This is a genomic window from Sulfitobacter sp. 1A12056 (genome assembly GCF_043558125.1).
GTDB lineage: Bacteria > Pseudomonadota > Alphaproteobacteria > Rhodobacterales > Rhodobacteraceae > Sulfitobacter > Sulfitobacter faviae.
On record NZ_JBIFFY010000002.1, the window covers coordinates 577,735 to 596,429 of the forward strand.

Here is an 18,695-nt window from a genome sequence, read left to right on the forward strand (position 1 = left end):
GTCTCCATCGGTCAGACGCCGCGCTTGTTGCCCCAGATCAGGACATGAAGTTGCGGCAGGATACGGGGGGCGAACCAGTGATCGGTCATGGCAAGCTCGGTTAGCCAGCCCAAACGGTCGGCCAGCGCCTGCGGGTCCACCGGCGTGGCGGGATCGACCTCGGGGTTGCCGGGTTGAAGGTAGAGCGGGATATCGAGGTGATGGGCATGCACTTCGCGCGCCCAATGGTAGTCGATCTCGTCAAAGATCACGATCTTCATCACCTGCTGCCGCGCCTGCGCGCCGAGGGTCCGGCAGGCGTCGAATGCGTCCCAGTCGACACGCTCACCGCTTGATGGCGGCTTGGGGGAGAGCACAAGCGTATCGAGATCGGCAAACCATGGCCGCGCGATGGAGCCTTGGGTCTCACAGGCGAAGCGATAGCCCGCGGCCTTGCCCATGCGGATCAGCGGGCCGAAATCCTGTATCGCCGGATTGCCGCCCGAGAGGGAGACGGTCAGCGGCTGGTCTTTGGAAAGCTTGCGGATCCGGCGCCAGATGTCCTCGGTCGACATGAGGGTCCAGCTATGGCGGTACTGGCTGTCGACGGCATGCAGGCTGTCGCACCAGCTGCACCGATAGTCACAGCCGCCCGCGCGAACGAATACTGTCGGCTCCCCGATCAGCGCTCCTTCGCCCTGAATGGTGGGGCCGAAAATCTCGGCAATGCGCAGGGTCATGGCCGGTATTCCGCCCATGTTTTCGGGGTCTCGCTGACCAGCACGGCAGAGGTCTCGGGCCAGCGGGCGGCGCACCAGTCGTGGAAATGTTTCGCCATGTTCTCGGCGGTGGAGGGGCCGTCCAGCACATCGTTCAGATGCCGGTGGTCGAAGTGATCGTCGATATAGGTCTTGAGCGGTTTCAAGTCGTGGTAATCGCGCACGAAACCATCGGCATTGAGTGTCTCGGCGGTCAGTTCGACCACGACGATGTAATTATGCCCATGCAGCCGCGCGCATTGATGATCGTCTGGCAGGTGGCTCAACTGGTGGCTGGCGGAGAAGTGGAATTCCTTGCGAATGCGGAACATCAGCCTTCCTCCCGTGCGGCGAGGGCCGTGGTCCAATAGTCGGGGTCGGCGTAGACTGTGGGGTCTGTGACCTCGGCCAGATGAAAGGCTTCGCGCCGTTCGACACAGGTGCCGCAGCGCCCGCAATGGACCGTGCCGCCCTTGTAGCAGGACCACGTCTCAGCGAAGGGAGTGCCGTGCTGCGCGCCTTGGCGGACGATCTCGGCCTTGCTGTGCTCGACGAAGGGCGTGTGCAGCCGCACGTCGGCATAGCCGTCGAGCGCGGCCTGCTGCATCGCATCGAAGGCGCGGGTGAAACCGGGGCGGCAGTCGGGATAGATGAAGTGATCGCCGCCATGCACGGCAGTGGCCACGGCCTCGTCCCCCTGCGCGGCGGCAATGCCAAAGCCGATCGACAGCATGATCGCATTGCGGTTCGGCACGACTGTGATCTTCATCGTGTCTTCGGCGTAAAGCCCATCGGGCACGTCGATATCGTCGGTCAGGGCGGAGCCCGATAGCGCCGCACCGATCCCGCGCATGTCGATCAGGTGAAACGGCACGCCCAATCGTTCGGCCGCCGCCCGGGCGAAATCGACCTCTTTGCGGTGACGCTGGCCATAGTCGAAGGAGACGAGCCGGGTGAGGTGGTGCACCTCGGCTGTGATATGCGCAAGCGACACGGAATCGAGTCCGCCTGAGCAGATGACAAGTGTTTTCATTTTGGGGCCCTTGTTTTGATGTCCGGGTAGGCTGCGACCGGATGGCGGGGCTTATTTCAGAATTTGCGCGGATTGCAAGCCTGACGCGTTGGCGGGCGGGCAGCCGCCGCTGAGGCAGGAGGGTTTCCGCCAAAAGCCGATAAAATAAGGACTTTGGCCTTAACGATTAAACCTAAGTTAACTTTAGACAATGCCGAATTCGCGCTATGGTGGGGCTATGTTGAAAAGCACCCAAAGCGTCACGCTCGACGCCAGCCATTATGAATTGATCGAGGCGATGACCGATGAGGTGGTCATTCTTGACGCCACCGGCAAGATTGTCGCGGTCAATATGGCGTGGAAACTGTTTTGCGAAGAGAACGGCGGCGATACCGGAACGCATTACGTCGGTGCCAATTACTTTGACATCTGCGAAGCGGCGGCCATGGGTGCCGTGGTGCAGGCGGAAACGGTTCTGGAGGGGCTGCGCCAAGCGATGAAAACCGGGACTTCCTTTGAGGGGGAATACCCCTGCGATGGGCCGGGGGTGCGGCGCTGGTTTCAACTCAACGCCAACCGCCTGACGATCCAAGGCGCGCCCTGCCTGCTGTTGCAGCACCGCAATGTCACGACGCGCCGCATGGCCCATGACGATATCGAACGTGCCCATGTGCAGGCGGAAACCTTTGCTGCCCTCGTGGCCACCACGGCCGAAGCGATCCTGACCTATGACATGGAAGGCCGCATCATCAGCTGGAATCCGGCAGCCGAGCGGCTCTACGGCTATACGGAAGAGGAGGCTTTGGGCCAGTCGGTCGAGCTTTTGTATCCGCCGGATTGGCCGACGCGGGTGCTTGAGTATCGCGATCAGATCATGGCCGGCAAGCTGCGCCAATTCAATGCGGTGCGCGTGGCCAAGGACGGCACCGAGCGCCATGTTACCATCGCCTGCACGCCCATTCGGACGCTTTCGGGGGATATCGTCTCGATCTCGAACATCCACCATGATGTGACTGCGACGCGCAAGGCCGAAGAGGTGCGCGATCTCGTCTCGCGTGAGGTCATCCACCGGGCCAAGAACATGCTTTCTCTGGTCACAGCGATGCAGCGTCAAACGGCGAGTTCGGCGGCCTCTCTCGCGGAGTTCAACAAGTCCTTCGGGGCCCGTATTCAGGCGCTGGCCCGGTCCACCGATTTGCTGGTCGATGGCGGCTGGTCTTCGGTGGATCTGGCCGAACTGGTGCGCGCGCAGTTGGACCCGTTCCTGCATTTGCAGGCCAAGGCGGTGGATGTGGATGGCCCCTCTGTCGCTTTGGGACCGCAGGCGTTGCAACTGATCGGCATGGCGCTGCATGAACTGGCGACGAATTCCACGAAATACGGGGTGATGAGCGACGGCTGCGGCGATATCCAATGCCACTGGTCCCATACCGAAAAGGGCGGGCTGCGTTTCCAGTGGATCGAGACCGGCATCACCATTGACCCCTCTGCCAAGAAAGCCACCGGTTTCGGGAGCAAGGTTCTCTCCGTATTGGCCCCCGCGATGGTTAATGGCGCGGCGGAAACGGTGACCAGCGAAAACGCCCTGACTTGGACCGTCACGATCCCTGCCGCGCATCTGGGCAAACTGGCCTGAGCGGCATCGCGCCTGTGGTGCTGCGCCGGGTTGCCGGTTGACCTAAATCACCCCTTTGCGGAACTCTCCTGCGCTGGAAACTTGTTCCTCCTTTGAGATGTCGTTCGAAAAGGCAAAAGGAGGCTAGGATGGCCGAAGGACAGGGCAAGACCGCGAAACTCTACCGGATGGTGATGGAACAGCACCTCTGTCCCTTCGGGTTGAAATCCAAAGACCTGCTGAAGCGGCAGGGCTACCACGTCGAAGATCACCACCTCACGACCCGCGAGGAGACCGATGCCTTCATGGCGAAAGAGGGTGTGGAGACCACGCCGCAGACTTTCATCGAGGGGGAGCGGATCGGCGGTTACGACGATCTGCGCGTGCATTTAGGTTTGGACAAGCCCAAGGAAGAGCAATCGGACACCAGCTATCAGCCCGTTGTCGCTATTTTCGGCGTGGCCTTCCTGATGGCACTGGGACTCTCTTGGTATGCATTCGGCAACATCTTCACACTTCGGGCTTTCGAGTGGTTCATCTCGATCTCCATGTGTTTCCTCGCCGTTCAAAAGTTGCAGGATATTGAGAGCTTTTCGACGATGTTTCTGAACTACGACCTGCTGGCCCAGCGGTGGGTGCCCTATGGCAAGGTCTATCCATTCGGGGAGGCGCTGGCGGGTATTCTGATGACCGCCGGGGCGCTGACCTGGCTCTCGGCCCCCGTGGCGATCGTGATCGGCGCAATTGGCGCGGTTTCGGTCATCAAGGCGGTCTATGTCGACAAACGCGAGCTGAAATGCGCCTGCGTCGGCGGGTCGAGCAATGTCCCACTTGGGTTCGTCTCGCTCACCGAGAACGTCATGATGCTGGGCATGGGGGTTTGGATGCTGCTCAAGGTCTACGGCTGAGCGGTTCGCAGTGACCCGAGTTTTGAGCCGAGGGAGGTGTGGGGGGTATCTGGTCGGGCTGAGAGGATTCGAACCTCCGACCCCCTGCTCCCGAAGCAGGTGCGCTACCAGGCTGCGCTACAGCCCGACCGATGTGGAGCGCAATAGCGCAGCTTGGCGGGTTTGGCAATTGGTCAGTTGCAGGGATTTTGCGTGGCGTTTGGGGGAAGCGGGGGGAATTGGGGGCGCTGCCCCCGCAGCCTGCGGCTGCTCCCCCGAGGGTATTTGAGAAAGGATGAAGGGGAAGGGGCGGGGCGTGAGACCCCGCCTTAGTTTCTTATAGGCTGGCGTCGAGGGCTTTGAGGATGGCGTCGCCCATTCCCTCGGTCGTGATGGGGGTGCCGCCTTCGGGGCCCATCAAGTCGGGGGTGCGGGCGCCATCGGCCAGCGCGCGTTCGACGGCTTTTTCCAGACGGGCGGCTTCTTCGCCTTGGTCGAAGGAGTAGCGCAGCGCCATGGCGAAACTGAGGATACAGGCGATCGGGTTGGCTTTGCCTTGGCCCGCGATGTCGGGGGCGGAGCCGTGGACGGGCTCGTAGAGGGCCTTTGGGCGGCCATCGGCATTGGGTGCGCCAAGGCTGGCCGAGGGCAGCATGCCCAGACTGCCGGTCAGCATGGCGGCGCAGTCACTGAGGATGTCGCCGAAGAGGTTGTCGGTGACGATCACGTCGAACTGTTTGGGTGCGCGCACGAGCTGCATGGCGCCATTGTCGGCATACATGTGGCTGAGTTCGACATCCGGGTATTCGGCGTCGCGCACCCGTTGGGTGACTTCGCGCCACAGGATGCCGCTTTCCATGACGTTGGCTTTCTCCATGGAGCAGACTTTGTTGCCGCGGCGGCGGGCGAGCTCAAAAGCGGAGCGGGCGACACGCTCGATCTCGCTTTCGGTGTAGCGCTGCGTGTTGATGCCGACGCGTTCGTTGCCTTCCTCGAAGATGCCGCGCGGCTCACCGAAATAGACGCCGGAGGTGAGTTCGCGCACGATCATGATGTCGAGGCCCGCGACCACGTCTTTTTTCAGCGAGGAGAAATCGGCAAGCGCGTCAAAGCATTGTGCCGGGCGCAGGTTGGAGAAGAGGTCCATTTCCTTGCGCAGGCGGAGCAGGCCGCGTTCTGGTTTCACGGAGAAGTCGAGGTCGTCGTATTTCGGGCCGCCCACGGCGCCCAGCAGCACGGCGTCGACTTCGAGGGCGCGGGCCATCGTGTCATCATGTAGCGGGGTGCCGTGTTTGTCATAGGCCGCGCCGCCGACCAGATCATGCTCTACATCGAAGGCCAGATCGCGCTTTTCGCCGAACCAGTCGATGATGCGCGTGACCTGCGCCATGACCTCGGGGCCGATGCCGTCGCCGGGGAGGATGAGCAAGGATGGGTTGGCCATTGGAAACTCCTGAAAATACGGTTGGAGATTGGGTAGCCTGCGGGTTCCGGAGGGTCAAGATAGGGGGCGTCAGCGGGTGAGGTCGACCCAGACGAGGGCATGGCGGCTGGCGCTTTCGCCCTTGGGCCAGATGAGGCCAGCGTCACTGGTTTCCCAGTGGCGGGAGGGCAGGATGTAGTCGACGCGCATCGGGCCGGTTTGGGGCCAGTTGACCGTGGGGCGGTGCGGCAGGGGGTCTTGCAGCGCAGGATGGGAGAGGAGGGCGGCAATGGCTTCTCCGCGCCCGTCGCCGCGCTGCGGGTCGAGATTGGCGTCGCCCAGCAGGACGAAGGGGGGTGACGGGGGCGTACCGATCTTTCCGGCGAGGTGGTGGAGCCAGAAGATGGTTTCGTCATGGTTGCGGCGGCCATTGCGGTCTTCGGGGCCGTCGAAGACCGGCGGGGTGGCGTGGTAGGTCAGCAGCGTGACGGGGCCCTCCGGGGTTTGGATCGGCAGGGACCAGTGGCCGTTGGAGGAGAGGCGCTGCGTGGCCTGGGCCTCCACCCCCGCGAAGGGGGCGCCGTCGATCATCGGGTAGAGTGTATCTGGGAGGTCGCGCCAAAGGAGGGTACTGAAATCTTGGAACCCGCCCTCTTGGATCGGGTGGCGTGAGAGGATCGCCATGGCGCCTTGGCCGAAGAAGCGGCCATAGCCTTGGGCGTCACGGGGGGTGCCGAGCTTGCCGTCACCGTCGAGGTCGACGCCGCTTTGGCGGCCTGCATTGGGCGGCGCGGCGAAGCGGTGGGGATAGGGCGCGCCCGCGGCGGTAAGCGCATCGGCGAGGGCATTGAGGGCGGCCTGTTCGAGATCGTAGTCGATGCCTTGTAGCGCGATGATATCGGGATCGGCGCTGGCGATGGTTTCGATCACGGAGGCGACGGCAGGGTCATTCCCGCGCAGGATGTCGCGCAGGAGCAGGCCCGGCCCCTTGCGCGACAATTCGGTGTTGAAGGTGGCAATGCGCAGCGGTTCGGCCTGCGCGGTGCCGGTCAGCAGGAGCAGCGCCAGCAGGAAGCGGATCAGGCGGCCTGCATATGCGCTTCGGCGTAGGCGCGGCGGCGTTTGTCGTGAATCATCTCGGCCACCCGCCCCATGGCGATGCCGCGCATGATCATACTGGCCGGAAGGAATGCCCATGCGCTTATTGTCCAGATCATGGTTTGATGATTGCTCAGTGAGATCGGATCTAGCAGATCGGCGGTGGCCTTGACCACTGCGGGGATGAAGAAGGGCAGAAGGAAGCCAAGCGCGATGTTGATCCGCGCGTCCCGTTGCAGCCGGTAGAGCACATCGCCCCCAGCGGTTGGATCGAAAAGCGGCAGATTCACCCAGACGTTGAAGGCGCCTTGGCGCGCGGGCCAGCCCATGACGCGCACCAGCACCACGAAGGTCGCCAATGCGATGAGCGAGACCAGATAGGCCAGACCCGCCGCTGTGCGGATCAGGTTGACCGCCTCGAGAGGGGCGTCGGCGGGCATCATCAGCACCACAAGACGCACCGGGGAATAGGGGAAATCAAGCGCATTGCCCAGTATCGTGCCAAGCGCGGTGAGCGCGCCGGTCAGCAGGGTGGGGGCCGTTTGACCCCGCGCGATAAGCGACAACACGAGGATCGTGAAGAGCAGGCTGATGAAGCGCAGCCGATTGAAAGGCGGGGCGTCGCGGAATTCGACGATGCCGGGCTGGCGGGCGTTGTATTCCATGAAGGTCAGGATCGCCGCGATACAGGCGAGCAGCACGGTGATCTGGCTGGATTCCGCATCGGCCCCCGGCAAGAGAAGCGCCGGGATGGCAATCAATAGCGCCACCAATAGGCCACGCGTCGCCGCGCCTGTCATTCGTCCGATCACTGCTCTGCCCTTTCAAACTGGCCAGCCGCGATACGATGCCGCGTGCTTGTTCCAACTTGATGCCCCCGGTTGATGGGGTGTGCCTCATTCTGGTCCAATTTTTGCCTTCTTTCCGCACGTGCCTCAAGGCTCCGCGGAGAGAAGAGCAGGATACTGGGGTATTTTGAGGGAGGGGGTGGTGCCTTCTTGCATCAATTCCGTGGCGGTTTGATGGCAGGCGGCAACATCTTGTGGGCGCGCGGTTTGCGCCCACAAGTTTGATCATGCAGGCCGGGCGTTAGACCCAAGGGCGGCTTTGGCCCAGCGAATCCTCGTAGCTGTCGATCGCGGCACCTTTTTCGAGCGTAAGGCCGATGTCGTCCAGCCCGTTGAGAAGGCAGTGCTTTTTGAAGGCGTCCACTTCGAAGGGGAATGTCTCACCATCTGAGGTGGTCACGGTCTGGCCTTCCAGATCGATGGTCATTCGCGCGTTCGATCCCTTTTCGGCGTCTTTCATCAGCACGTCGACCTGCTCTTGCGGCAGGGCAATGGGCAGGATGCCGTTCTTGAAGCAGTTGTTGTAAAAAATGTCGGCAAAGCTGGGCGCGATGACGCAGCGGATGCCGAAGTCTTTGATCGCCCAAGGCGCGTGTTCGCGCGAAGAGCCACAGCCGAAGTTGTCGCCCGCGACAAGGATCTGCGCGTCGCGGTATTGCGGTTTGTTCAGCACGAAATCGGGGATCTCGTTGCCTTCGCGGTCATAGCGCATTTCGTCGAACAGGTTCACGCCAAGGCCGGAGCGTTTGATCGTCTTGAGAAAGACCTTGGGGATGATCATGTCGGTGTCGATGTTCACCAGCGGCATGGGGGCCGCGGTGCCGGTGATTTCTGTAAACTTTTCCATCGGGGTATCCTTCGGAGAGTGCGGGAACCGCGCCGCCGACCGGCGCGTTCTAGGCAAATGGGGTATCAGGAGGGCATGGCATGTCGTACCAAACCGGCACGAAAGTGGAATGGGACTGGGGCAATGGCACCGGGACCGGCAAGATCGTCAAGAAATACACGCAAGAGATCACGCTGAAGCTGCAAGGCAGCGAGGTGACCCGCAAGGCGAGCGATGAAGAACCGGCCTATAAGATCGAACTGGACGACGGCAGCGAAGTGCTGAAGTCCGGCAGCGAGCTGCGCACGGCCAACTGAACCCTGCGCAACCCGCCCGGTATCCATGCCCCGGTCGCTCACGCCAGTTCGCGCACGTCGGTCAGGTGACCGGTGAGTGCGGCGGCTGCGGCCATGCCGGGGGACACGAGATGCGTGCGGCCCTTATAGCCCTGACGCCCCTCGAAGTTGCGGTTCGACGTGGCCGCGCAGCGTTCGCCGGGGGCAAGCTGGTCGGGGTTCATCGCCAGACACATGGAGCAACCCGCCAGACGCCATTCGAAACCGGCCTCGCGGAAGATATCCGCCAGCCCTTCTTCCTCGGCCTGTGCGCGGACGAGACCCGAGCCGGGCACGACCATCGCACGCAGACCGTCCTTGATCTTCTTGCCTTTCAGCACTTCGGCAGCGGCGCGCAGGTCTTCAATGCGACCATTGGTGCAGGAACCGATGAAGACCGTGTCGATCTCGATATCGGTGAGTTTCTGACCCGGTTTCAGGTCCATATACTCCAGCGCACGTTTCACCGCATCGACCTTGCCGCCTTTGAAGTCTTCGGGCGCGGGCACGGTGGCGTCAATTGGCAGCACGTCTTCGGGCGAGGTGCCCCATGTGACGACAGGTGCGATGTCTTCGCCTTTCAGCGTGACGACCTTGTCCCAATGGGCGTCTTCGTCGGAGAAGAGTGTTTTCCACCAGTCCATCGCCGCTTCCCATTGTGCGCCTTTCGGGGCGTGGGGGCGGCCTTTGCAATACTCGAAGGTCTTTTCGTCGGGCGCGATCAGGCCCGCGCGTGCGCCGCCTTCGATCGCCATGTTGCAGACGGTCATGCGGCCTTCCATCGACAGATCGCGGATCGCTTCGCCGCAGTATTCGATGACGTAGCCGGTGCCGCCCGCGGTGCCGGTGGCGCCGATGACGGAAAGGGTGATGTCCTTAGCCGTGACGCCGGGGCGCAGCTTGCCGGTGATCTCGACCTTCATGTTCTTGCCCTTGCGCTGGATCAGCGTCTGGGTGGCAAGGACGTGCTCGACCTCGGAGGTGCCGATGCCGTGGGCCAGTGCGCCAAAGGCGCCGTGGGTCGCGGTGTGGCTGTCGCCGCAGACGACGGTCATGCCGGGCAGGGTCCAGCCTTGCTCGGGGCCCACGATATGCACGATGCCCTGACGGATGTCCGACACCGGGTAGTAATGCACGCCGAACTCGCGCGCATTCTTGTCGAGGGCCGAGACCTGAATGCGGCTGTCTTCGGTCATCGCTTCGGGGTCTTCGCGGCCCTCGGTGGTCGGCACGTTGTGATCCGGCACGGCGATGGTCTTGTCCGGGGCGCGCACGGTGCGGCCCGACATGCGCAGCCCTTCAAAGGCCTGTGGGCTGGTCACTTCGTGGACGAGGTGACGGTCGATATAAAGCAAGCAAGTGCCGTCATCGGCTTCGTGGACGACATGAGCGTCCCAGATTTTATCGTAAAGCGTCTTGGGGGACATGATGGTCCTCTCCCGTGGTTTGGAATGGCTATGGGTGTGGCTGAGAGGGGTGGCTTATAGTCGCGCCAGAACGCTATGCGTCGCGCCGAAAAAGCGTTCGCGCAGACGCGCACGGTCGCAAAGATCAAACACCAGTATCATGGGGCAAGGGATATAGAGCCTGAGCGAGTCTCGCAAGGTGTCGTGATCGTCTTGGAGGCAGGGGGTAGGCTGCGGGTCATCTTGCCCCGGCGCACAGCCTGTGCGACCGTGATCCTCCCTAGCTGCGAAGGCCGACCATGATCCCTGAAAGCCACCCGTTTTCGAACTTCCTGCTGTCGCTTCAGGCTTTGTTCGATGGGGTGCTCGGCTTTGGGGAAAGCATTCTGAGCCCCGGCTGGCGGCAAAACCAAATCCTGATCCTGCTGGCCTTGGTGGCGTTGGCGTGGGTGTTGCACCGGGTCACCGGCGTGATGTTGCAAAACTGGGTCCGCTCCCGCGAAGGCTGGTCCAAGTGGCAATTGCGCGTGGTGGTGCAGGTCAAGCGACGATTGGGGTTGATCTGGTTCGCTTTGCTGGCGGGGCTGCTTTATCAGGTGATGCAAAACGTGACTTGGCCGTCACGGTCCTATCTCATCGGTTTGGCGGCGACGCTGGCGGCGATCTATGTGGGCATCGCTTTCGCCGCGCGTCTGGTGCGCAACCGTCCCTTGCGGCGCATGGTGACATGGGGGCTGTGGATCTATGCCACGCTCTACATGCTAAACGTCGCCGATGATGTGGCCCTGTTTCTGGACGGGGTCGCGCTGACTGTGGGCGAATTCCGCCTCTCGGTGCTGACCATTCTGACCGCGCTGGTGGTTGTCGGCGCGCTTTTGACCATGGCGCGGCTGGTCAGCACGACCACCGCCGCGACGATCCGCAAGAACGAAGACATCAGCCCCTCCATGCAGGTGCTGGCCGTGAAGGGGGTTCAAATCCTGCTCTACGGGCTCGCGTTCTTCATCGGTGTGCGGGCGGTGGGGATCGACCTGACTGGTCTTGCGGTGCTGTCGGGTGCGATCGGCGTGGGCCTCGGTTTCGGTCTACAAAAGGTGGTGTCGAACCTCGTCTCGGGCGTGATCATCCTGCTCGACAAGTCGATCAAGCCCGGCGATGTGATCAGTCTGGGCGAGACCTTTGGCTGGATCCAAACGCTCGGCGCGCGCTATGCATCTGTGGTGACGCGGGACGGTAAGGAATACCTGATCCCGAACGAGGACCTAATCACCGGGCAGGTGGTGAACTGGTCCCACTCCAATGACTTTGTGCGGCTCGATATCTATTTCGGCACGGCCTATTCCGACGATCCGCATCTGGTGCGCAAACTGGCGGTGGAGGCGGCCAAGGGCGTCGACCGGGTGCTGAGCTACAAGGCCCCGGTTTGCCATATCGTGGGCTTTGGCGATTCGTCGGTGGATTACATCCTGCGCTTCTGGATCAAGGATCCGACCGGCGGGCTGACCAATATTCGCGGCAATGTCTATCTGGCGCTTTGGGATGCTTTCAAGGAACACGGCATCTCCATCCCCTTCCCGCAGCGCGAGGTAAAAGTCATCGAAGACAGTCAACTGGCCCTGTCGCGCGCCGCGGCATCGCGGGATATGCCTGAGTGAGCGGGGATTTGCGCCGTGGTTAACGCTATGGCTACGCGATCCATTGAAAAATAAACCCCGGGTCGCTAAATTGGGGCTGCTCGGCACCGGGGCAAGCGTTCAGCATTGATGGTGCTATTTACGAAGGAGGACAATGTCCTGTCTCTTAACGTTGACGCAGCGCAGGCTGCTGACCATGGGGCTGCAATGACTGCCGCCTCGCAAATCGCAACCAGCGACGACCTGCTGGCGCTTATCCTTTCCTCGCTGAATGACGACAAGGCCGAAGATATCGTGCAGATCGATCTGCGCGGCAAGACAGCCATCGGCGACTATATGGTGATCTGCTCGGGCCGCTCCACGCGGCAGGTTTCGGCGATCTCGGAAAAGCTGGCGCAGGCCGTCAAAGACGCCACCGGACGCACGTCCAAGATGGAAGGCCGTGAAACCGGCGACTGGGTCTTGATCGACACAGGCGACGTTGTCGTGCATGTCTTCCGGCCCGAAGTGCGTGAATTCTACCAGCTTGAAAAGATGTGGCTGGGCGGCGACGACGCGGCCACAGCGGCACCGCACTGATCCCGCTTTGCGGGCCTAGGTCATGCGGGTTCACATCTGTGCCATGGGCCGGCTTCGCGCCGGTCCGGAAAAAACCCTTGTCGATGATTATCTGACCCGGTTCGACCGGACCGGGCGCGGTCTGGGCCTTGGCCCCGCGCGCGTGGTCGAGATGGAAGACAAGAAGAACGGCGGCATGGCCGCCGAAGCCGTGCTGCTACGGCGCGCGATCCCCCAAGGGGCGGTGATCTGCGTCTTGGATGAACGCGGCAAGGTCGAAACCTCCCCCGCATTCGCCGAACGGCTTGGCAATTGGCGTGACGCCGGGCGGGGGGATTTGGCCTTTGTCATCGGCGCCGCCGATGGCATCGACCCCAGCCTGCGGGCAGAGGCGGATCATGCACTCTCTTTTGGCAAGATGGTCTGGCCGCATATGCTGGTGCGGGTCATGCTGGCCGAACAGCTTTACCGCGCCGCCGCGATCCTCTCGGGCGGGCCTTATCACCGGGTCTGAAAGGGCGCAGGTCAGGGCAGCGGGATCGTCACCAATTCCGAAGACCAGCCACTGACGCTGTCGCGCGCCTGAATGCTGACCTCTGTCATCCCTTCGGGGATGCGCACGCCAGAAAGCGAGCGGGTGAAGGGCTGCTCTTTCACATGCGGATGTGCCAGATTGCGGGTGCCCAAGGGTTTCCCATCGGGGTCCAGAATGCGCCAAGCGTCGGCATAGTGGTCCCAGCCACTGTCGTTGTGCCGGATGGTGACGTCAAACTTCCACAAATCGCCCTGTCGATCGACCGTGACATTCAGAATGGCGGGCGGATCGGCGAAACCCGGCGCGGCAAAGGCCAAGAAGGCGAGAATGAGGCTACGTTTGAACATGGGACACCAATAAAACAACGAACTGAATATAGCGCATTTCGGAAAGGTTCCAAGGTAGGCGGAAGTTGGGCCCGGTGCAATTCACCCTGAAGCCGCAATTTAGTGGTGCAATTGCACCAAGCGCGCGGCAAACTGGCCAAGCCCGCGCCATAGGTTCTATGCTGCGGGCCAGAGGAGGGACCGCAATGCAGATGCCAACACCCGATGCCGGGATCATTGCGCGCAAGGCGCGTGTCGTGGCGCGGCTGCGTGCGGCGCTGCCCCGCGATGCCGTGATCGACGATGCGCATGAGACCCGCGCCTATGAATGTGACGCGCTGACGGCCTATAAATGCCCTCCTCTGGCCGTGACCCTGCCTGCCAGTACCGAAGAAGTCTCGTCCATTCTGGCAATCTGCCATGAGGAGGGCGTGCCGGTGGTGCCGCGCGGCTCGGGCACCTCGCTTGCCGGAGGAGCCTTGCCCACCGCTGATAGCGTGGTGCTGGGGGTGGCGCGCATGGCCGAGGTGCTTGAGGTCGATTACGACAACCGTCTGATGCGCGTGCAGACCGGGCGCACCAACCTCAGCGTCACCGGCGCGGTGGAGGAAGACGGCTTCTTCTACGCGCCCGACCCCTCCAGCCAGTTGGCCTGTGCCATCGCGGGCAATATCGCGATGAACTCGGGCGGGGCGCATTGTCTGAAATACGGGGTCACCACCAACAACCTCTTGGGCGTCACCATGGTCATGATGGACGGCGAAGTGGTCGAGATCGGCGGCGGTTATATGGACGCGGGCGGGCTGGACCTTTTGGGCGTGATCTGCGGCTCCGAGGGGCAGTTGGGCGTGGTGACCGAAGCCACCCTGCGCATCCTGCCCAAACCCGAAGGCGCGCGGCCCGTGCTCATGGGCTTCGACGACAACGCCGTCGCCGGGGCCTGCGTCAGCGACATCATCAAGGCCGGCGTCTTGCCCGTGGCGATCGAATTCATGGACCGCCCCTGCATCGAGGCGACGGAGGCTTTCGCCCATGCAGGCTACCCGATGTGCGAGGCGCTGCTGATCGTCGAGGTCGAAGGCTCCGACGCAGAGATCGACCACCAGCTGACCCTGATCACCGAGATTGCCCGCCGCCACAACCCGGTGGAACTGCGCGAAAGCACCAGCGCCGAGGAAAGCGCCGCGATCTGGCTGGGCCGCAAGTCCGCCTTTGGCGCGATGGGGCAGATCAACGACTACATGTGCCTCGATGGCACCATCCCGGTGAATGAGCTGCCCATGGTGCTGCGCCGCATCGGTGAGATGTCCGATGACTATGGCCTCAAGGTCGGCAATGTTTTTCATGCGGGCGACGGCAATATGCACCCGCTGATCCTGTTTGACGCCAACAAACCCGGCGATCTGGAGAAATGCGAGGCCTTTGGCGCCGACATCCTGCGGCTCTGCGTCGAAGCGGGCGGTTGCCTGACCGGGGAGCATGGGGTCGGGATCGAAAAGCGCGATCTGATGCATGAGCAATACGCCCCCGCGGATCTAGAGGCGCAATTGATGGTGAAGGATGTCTTCGACCCGGCATGGCTGCTGAACCCGGCCAAGGTCTTCCCCCTCGACGTGACGGAAGGGCGGCGCGGCAGCGGCGCATCGGTGGCGGCGTGACGGTGACTTCCGAGGCGGAACTGGCCGAGGCGATCCGTGCCGCTGATGCGCCCCTCTCCCTGCGCGGCGGGGATACGCGCGGCATGGCGGGGCCGGGTGCGGCACTGTCGCTTGCCGGTTTGCGGGGGATCACCCTTTACGAGCCGGGCGCGCTGACGCTGGTCGCGCAGGCGGGCACGCCGGTCTCCGAGATCGAAGCCGCTTTGGCCGCCGAGGGCCAGCGGCTGGCCTTTGAACCGATGGACCACCGCGCGCTCATGGGCCGCAGCGGCACGCCGACCATCGGCGGGGTCTTTGCCGCCAATGTCAGTGGCCCGCGGCGGCTTGCCGTTGGGGCCGCGCGGGATTTTCTTTTGGGGGTGCGGTTCGTCGATGGGCAGGGGGCCATCATCAAGAACGGGGGCCGGGTGATGAAGAACGTCACCGGCTATGATCTGGTCAAGCTGATGGCCGGGTCGCAGGGCACCTTGGGCGCGTTGACCGAAGTCTCGCTAAAGGTGCTCCCGAAACCTGAAACCAGCGCGACGCTCGTGCTGTCCGGGCTGGACGACCCCGCTGCCATCGCCGCGATGGCGCTGGCCATGCGCAGCCCCTTCGAGGTGACCGGCGCGGCCCATGACCCGGCGCAGGGGCGGACGGTCCTGCGGTTGGAGGGGTTCGAGACCTCGGTCAGCTACCGGATCGGGCGGTTGAAGGATTTGCTCGCCGCCACGGGGGGCGAGATTGAAGTGCTTGCAGAAGGTAGCTCAGAGACCCTCTGGCGGGATCTGCGAGATGTGGCGCCCTTCCATGGGGCGGCGGGCGATGTCTGGCGCCTGCACTGCCGCCCGACCGAGGCCCCGGCGCTTGCGGCAAAAGCCGGAGCGGAGGTGCGGCTCTATGATTGGGCCGGGGGGCTGCTATGGCTGCGCATGGCCCCCGGCACGGACCTGCGCGCGCGCTTGGGGCAATATGACGGCCACGCGACCTTGTTGCGGGCCGAGGCGGCGGGGGCGCTGCCACGACAGGAACCCGAAGCGCCGGGGGTGGCGCGGTTGACGGCGGGGCTCCGGGCCAAGTTCGACCCCCGTGGCCTGTTTAACGCCGAAGCCTTGGCCCTCAGCGCATGACTTTGGTGCTGGTCTTCCTCATCGTCTTTCTGATTGGCCCGTTTCTGTTCAAGGCGCTGATCGCCGTGCCGCCTTCGCTTAGGGCCATCCGTGCCTTGGCGGCGATGGTGCTAGCGACCTTTCTGATCGCGCTTGCCCTGCGCTATGGTCTGACGCGCTATTGGAGCGACAGCGCTTGGCTGTTGGGGGCCATCGCCTTGGCGCTCTGGGCCGCTTGGATCGGGGTGATTGCGCTGGTGATCCAAGCGCTGCGCCGGGCCGATCCGCGCCCGGCGATGCGCCGGTGGAGCGGGGTGCTGGGGGCCGTGGGCACGACGGTGCCGTGGTTCGGTCTCGTCCTCGCCAATCTGATGCGCAGCACATAGGAACGGAGCCGCCATGCAAACCACCTTTACCCCTGAGCAGTTGCAGGATCCTTACACGCAGCGCAGCAATGAGATTCTGCGCGCCTGTGTGCACTGCGGCTTTTGCACGGCGACCTGCCCGACCTATCAGGTCTTGGGCGATGAGTTGGACAGCCCGCGCGGACGCATCTACCTGATCAAGGACATGCTGGAGAACGACCGCGACCCGGATCCAAAGACGGTTCAGCATATCGACCGCTGCCTCTCTTGCCTCGCTTGTATGACGACCTGCCCCTCGGGGGTGCATTACATGCATCTGGTCGATCACGCCCGCGCTTATATCGAGGAACGCTACAAACGCCCCATGGGCGAACGCGCCCTGCGCTGGATGCTGGCGCGGATTCTGCCCTATCCCACACGCTTTCGGCTTGCGCTGCTCGGGGCCAAGATCGGGCGGCCTTTTGCCCGGCTGATGCCCGACGCGCGGCTGCGCGTCATGCTGGAGATGGCGCCCAAGACGGTCCCCCCGGTCAGCCGCAACGACGACCCGCAGAGCTTTCCGGCTAAGGGCAAGCCGCTGCGCCGGGTGGCCCTGATGACCGGCTGCGCCCAAAAGGCGCTGAACACCGATATTAACGACGCCACGATCCGGCTGCTAACCCGCGCGGGCTGCGAGGTGGTGGTGGCCCACGGGGCGGGCTGTTGCGGCGCGCTGACCCATCACATGGGCAAGACCGATGAGAGCCACGCCCACGCCGCCCGCAACATCCGCGCATGGCGGGCCGAGATGGACGGCAAGGGCTTAGATGCCATTGTGATCAACACCTCGGGCTGCGGCACCACGGTCAAGGATTACGGCCATATGTTCCGCAATGACCCGCTGGCAGAGGATGCGGCGCGTGTCTCGGCCCTTGCGAAGGATGTGACGGAACTGCTGGCGGAGCTCGACTTGCCCTTCGCCGAACCGGCAGCGCCGGGCATGGTCGTCGCCTATCACGCGGCCTGCTCGCTGCAACATGGGCAACAGATCAAGGCCACGCCGAAGACCCTGCTGAAACAGGCGGGATACACGGTGGTGGAACCGGCGGACAGTCACCTCTGCTGCGGCTCGGCGGGCACCTACAATCTGATGCAGCCCGAGATTTCGGCCAAGCTGAAAGAGCGCAAGATCAAGACCTTGGAGGCTAAATCACCGGATGTGATCGCGGCGGGCAATATCGGCTGCATGATGCAGATCGGATCGGGCAGCGGGGTGCCGGTGGTGCATAGCGTCGAACTGCTCGATTGGGCCTGCGGTGGGCCAAAACCACCCGCGCTCAGCCGTGATCCCGACGCGCCTGCGCAGGTGCCGCGTTTGCGTTAAGCCTGCGCCGTATTTTCGCCGCAACTCCCCTATATCCGCCAAGTAAACATGGTTTTGAGGTGCATTTTGCGACAATTGTTGGCGGCTATCTTCGGCGTCTTTACCCTTGCCACGGCGGCGCTGGCCCAAGACAGCGCGCTCAAAGCGCTCGACAACGGTGTGGATGCCGCCGCTTGGGAGGCGGTGGGCCGTCTCGACATCGGTGGGACCGGCTTTTGCACCGGCACGCTGATCGCCCCGCGTCTGGTGCTGACCGCCGCGCATTGCCTGTTTGACCGCGAAACCAAGGCCCGGATCGACCATGGTGAGGTGCAGTTCCTCGCCGGTTGGCGCAATGGCCGCGCCGGGGCCTACCGCGACATTCGCCGCGCCGTGGTGCATCCCGATTACGTCTATGACGGTGAGGTCTCCTCGGGCCGGGTGCGCAATGATCTAGCGCTTCTGGAACTCTCCCGCCCGATCCGCAACACCACCATCCGCCCCTTCGGCACCGCCGCGCGTCCGCGCCCCGGCGACCGTGTAGGCGTGGTCAGCTATGCCCGCGACCGGGCCGAGGCACCGTCTTTGCAGGAGGTCTGCAAGGTGCTGGCCCAGCAAGAGGGGGTATTGGTGACCTCCTGCGCGGTCGATTTCGGCTCTAGCGGCGCGCCGATCTTTAGCTTCGTCGCAGGCGAGGCACATATCGTCTCTGTCGTTTCGGCCAAGGCCGAGGTCGAGGGCGCGCAGGTCTCGCTCGGCACCGCGCTTGGCGCGCCTTTGGCGCTGCTGCAAGCGGAACTGGTGGCGGGCAAGGGCGTGTTTCTGGATTCCAACCCCGCAGGCAAGCGCATCCGCGTCGGCGAAGAGCGCGGCACCGGGGCGAAATTCATCCGCCCGTAATTCTGCGCGGCAGGACTTGAAAGCGCGCAACCCCTTTCCCAAATGAGCTTTGCCGAGGTGCCTCAATAGGGCTTCGGCGCTTGAAAAACCGGGTCTGTCCAA

General features: G+C 63.2%; 20 protein-coding genes and 1 tRNA gene. 11 read left to right on the plus strand and 10 right to left on the minus strand.

The features are described from left to right. Positions 1–11: 11 nt before the first annotated feature. The 3 genes from queE to queC are packed head-to-tail and all read right to left on the minus strand — an operon-like array spanning position 12 to position 1,770. Complete coding sequence (gene queE / locus ACGYLD_RS07180) at positions 12–719, minus strand: 7-carboxy-7-deazaguanine synthase QueE (protein WP_271692816.1); 708 nt, start codon at positions 717–719, stop codon at positions 12–14. Further along, on the minus strand, positions 716–1,069 hold the full coding sequence (gene queD / locus ACGYLD_RS07185) for a 6-carboxytetrahydropterin synthase QueD (protein ID WP_271692817.1): 354 nt from the start codon (positions 1,067–1,069) through the stop codon (positions 716–718). The genes queE and queD overlap by 4 nt, the downstream gene beginning before the upstream one ends. Further along, positions 1,069–1,770, minus strand: coding sequence for a 7-cyano-7-deazaguanine synthase QueC (gene queC, locus ACGYLD_RS07190; RefSeq protein WP_271692818.1), 702 nt, complete (start codon positions 1,768–1,770; stop codon positions 1,069–1,071). Before queC ends, queD begins: the two co-directional genes overlap by 1 nt. Before the next feature lie 217 nt (positions 1,771–1,987). Between queC and ACGYLD_RS07195 the strand changes: the two genes are divergently transcribed. Continuing rightward, positions 1,988–3,385: a sensor histidine kinase gene (locus ACGYLD_RS07195; RefSeq protein ID WP_394401880.1), complete on the plus strand. Its 1,398-nt coding sequence runs from the start codon at positions 1,988–1,990 to the stop codon at positions 3,383–3,385. 128 nt (positions 3,386–3,513) lie between these two features. Continuing rightward, positions 3,514–4,272, plus strand: a complete 759-nt coding sequence (locus ACGYLD_RS07200) for a glutaredoxin (protein WP_271692820.1) — start codon at positions 3,514–3,516, stop codon at positions 4,270–4,272. A gap of 50 nt (positions 4,273–4,322) precedes the next feature. Here ACGYLD_RS07200 and ACGYLD_RS07205 read toward each other — a convergent pair. The 5 genes from ACGYLD_RS07205 to leuD all read right to left on the minus strand — a co-directional run bounded on the left by ACGYLD_RS07205 (position 4,323) and on the right by leuD (position 8,467). Continuing rightward, positions 4,323–4,399 (minus strand) — tRNA-Pro (locus ACGYLD_RS07205). Positions 4,400–4,588: 189 nt separating this feature from the next. Next, a complete protein-coding gene (gene leuB / locus ACGYLD_RS07210; RefSeq protein ID WP_271692821.1) occupies positions 4,589–5,695 on the minus strand; it encodes a 3-isopropylmalate dehydrogenase in 1,107 nt (368 codons plus the stop codon). Positions 5,696–5,764: 69 nt separating this feature from the next. After that, the gene (locus ACGYLD_RS07215; protein WP_346428851.1) at positions 5,765–6,871 is read right to left on the minus strand and encodes an endonuclease/exonuclease/phosphatase family protein; all 1,107 of its coding nucleotides are present in this window, start codon (positions 6,869–6,871) and stop codon (positions 5,765–5,767) included. After that, complete coding sequence (locus tag ACGYLD_RS07220) at positions 6,754–7,584, minus strand: hypothetical protein (protein ID WP_271688770.1); 831 nt, start codon at positions 7,582–7,584, stop codon at positions 6,754–6,756. Before ACGYLD_RS07220 ends, ACGYLD_RS07215 begins: the two co-directional genes overlap by 118 nt. A 277-nt stretch (positions 7,585–7,861) precedes the next feature. Then, complete coding sequence (leuD, locus tag ACGYLD_RS07225) at positions 7,862–8,467, minus strand: 3-isopropylmalate dehydratase small subunit (protein WP_271692822.1); 606 nt, start codon at positions 8,465–8,467, stop codon at positions 7,862–7,864. 80 nt (positions 8,468–8,547) lie between these two features. On the opposite strand from leuD, the gene ACGYLD_RS07230 reads away from it, so the two are divergent. Next, complete coding sequence (locus ACGYLD_RS07230; RefSeq protein ID WP_271692823.1) at positions 8,548–8,763, plus strand: DUF2945 domain-containing protein; 216 nt, start codon at positions 8,548–8,550, stop codon at positions 8,761–8,763. Between the two features lie 38 nt (positions 8,764–8,801). On the opposite strand, the gene leuC is transcribed toward ACGYLD_RS07230, so the two are convergent. After that, a complete protein-coding gene (gene leuC / locus ACGYLD_RS07235; protein ID WP_271692824.1) occupies positions 8,802–10,208 on the minus strand; it encodes a 3-isopropylmalate dehydratase large subunit in 1,407 nt (468 codons plus the stop codon). A 278-nt stretch (positions 10,209–10,486) separates the two neighbouring features. Here leuC and ACGYLD_RS07240 point away from each other — a divergent pair, with 278 nt between their 5' ends. The 3 genes from ACGYLD_RS07240 (at position 10,487) to rlmH (ending at position 12,893) form a co-directional block, all read left to right on the plus strand. After that, positions 10,487–11,842 carry a mechanosensitive ion channel family protein gene (locus ACGYLD_RS07240; protein ID WP_067268515.1) on the plus strand — a complete coding sequence of 452 codons (1,356 nt, stop codon included), beginning with the start codon at positions 10,487–10,489 and terminating at the stop codon, positions 11,840–11,842. Positions 11,843–12,028: 186 nt separating this feature from the next. Then, positions 12,029–12,400 carry a ribosome silencing factor gene (rsfS, locus tag ACGYLD_RS07245; RefSeq protein ID WP_067268516.1) on the plus strand — a complete coding sequence of 124 codons (372 nt, stop codon included), beginning with the start codon at positions 12,029–12,031 and terminating at the stop codon, positions 12,398–12,400. Positions 12,401–12,422: 22 nt separating this feature from the next. After that, a complete protein-coding gene (rlmH, locus tag ACGYLD_RS07250; RefSeq protein ID WP_271692825.1) occupies positions 12,423–12,893 on the plus strand; it encodes a 23S rRNA (pseudouridine(1915)-N(3))-methyltransferase RlmH in 471 nt (156 codons plus the stop codon). An 11-nt stretch (positions 12,894–12,904) separates the two neighbouring features. Here rlmH and ACGYLD_RS07255 read toward each other — a convergent pair whose 3' ends face one another. Further along, positions 12,905–13,261 (minus strand): hypothetical protein, encoded by a 357-nt coding sequence (locus tag ACGYLD_RS07255; RefSeq protein ID WP_271692826.1) that lies wholly within the window; start codon positions 13,259–13,261, stop codon positions 12,905–12,907. Between the two features lie 185 nt (positions 13,262–13,446). On the opposite strand from ACGYLD_RS07255, the gene ACGYLD_RS07260 reads away from it, so the two are divergent. From ACGYLD_RS07260 to ACGYLD_RS07280, 5 genes are read left to right on the plus strand one after another with little or no spacing between them, the layout of a single operon-like run. Beyond that, complete coding sequence (locus ACGYLD_RS07260) at positions 13,447–14,898, plus strand: FAD-linked oxidase C-terminal domain-containing protein (RefSeq protein WP_271692827.1); 1,452 nt, start codon at positions 13,447–13,449, stop codon at positions 14,896–14,898. Then, on the plus strand, positions 14,895–16,007 hold the full coding sequence (locus ACGYLD_RS07265) for an FAD-binding protein (RefSeq protein WP_276153818.1): 1,113 nt from the start codon (positions 14,895–14,897) through the stop codon (positions 16,005–16,007). Before ACGYLD_RS07260 ends, ACGYLD_RS07265 begins: the two co-directional genes overlap by 4 nt. Then, positions 16,004–16,372: a hypothetical protein gene (locus ACGYLD_RS07270; RefSeq protein WP_271692829.1), complete on the plus strand. Its 369-nt coding sequence runs from the start codon at positions 16,004–16,006 to the stop codon at positions 16,370–16,372. The genes ACGYLD_RS07265 and ACGYLD_RS07270 overlap by 4 nt, the downstream gene beginning before the upstream one ends. 13 nt (positions 16,373–16,385) lie before the next feature. After that, the gene (glcF, locus tag ACGYLD_RS07275) at positions 16,386–17,714 is read left to right on the plus strand and encodes a glycolate oxidase subunit GlcF (protein WP_271692830.1); all 1,329 of its coding nucleotides are present in this window, start codon (positions 16,386–16,388) and stop codon (positions 17,712–17,714) included. A 48-nt stretch (positions 17,715–17,762) separates the two neighbouring features. After that, entirely contained in the window at positions 17,763–18,593 is an 831-nt protein-coding gene (locus ACGYLD_RS07280) for a serine protease (RefSeq protein ID WP_271692831.1), read from the plus strand. The last annotated feature ends 102 nt before the right edge of the window (positions 18,594–18,695 follow it).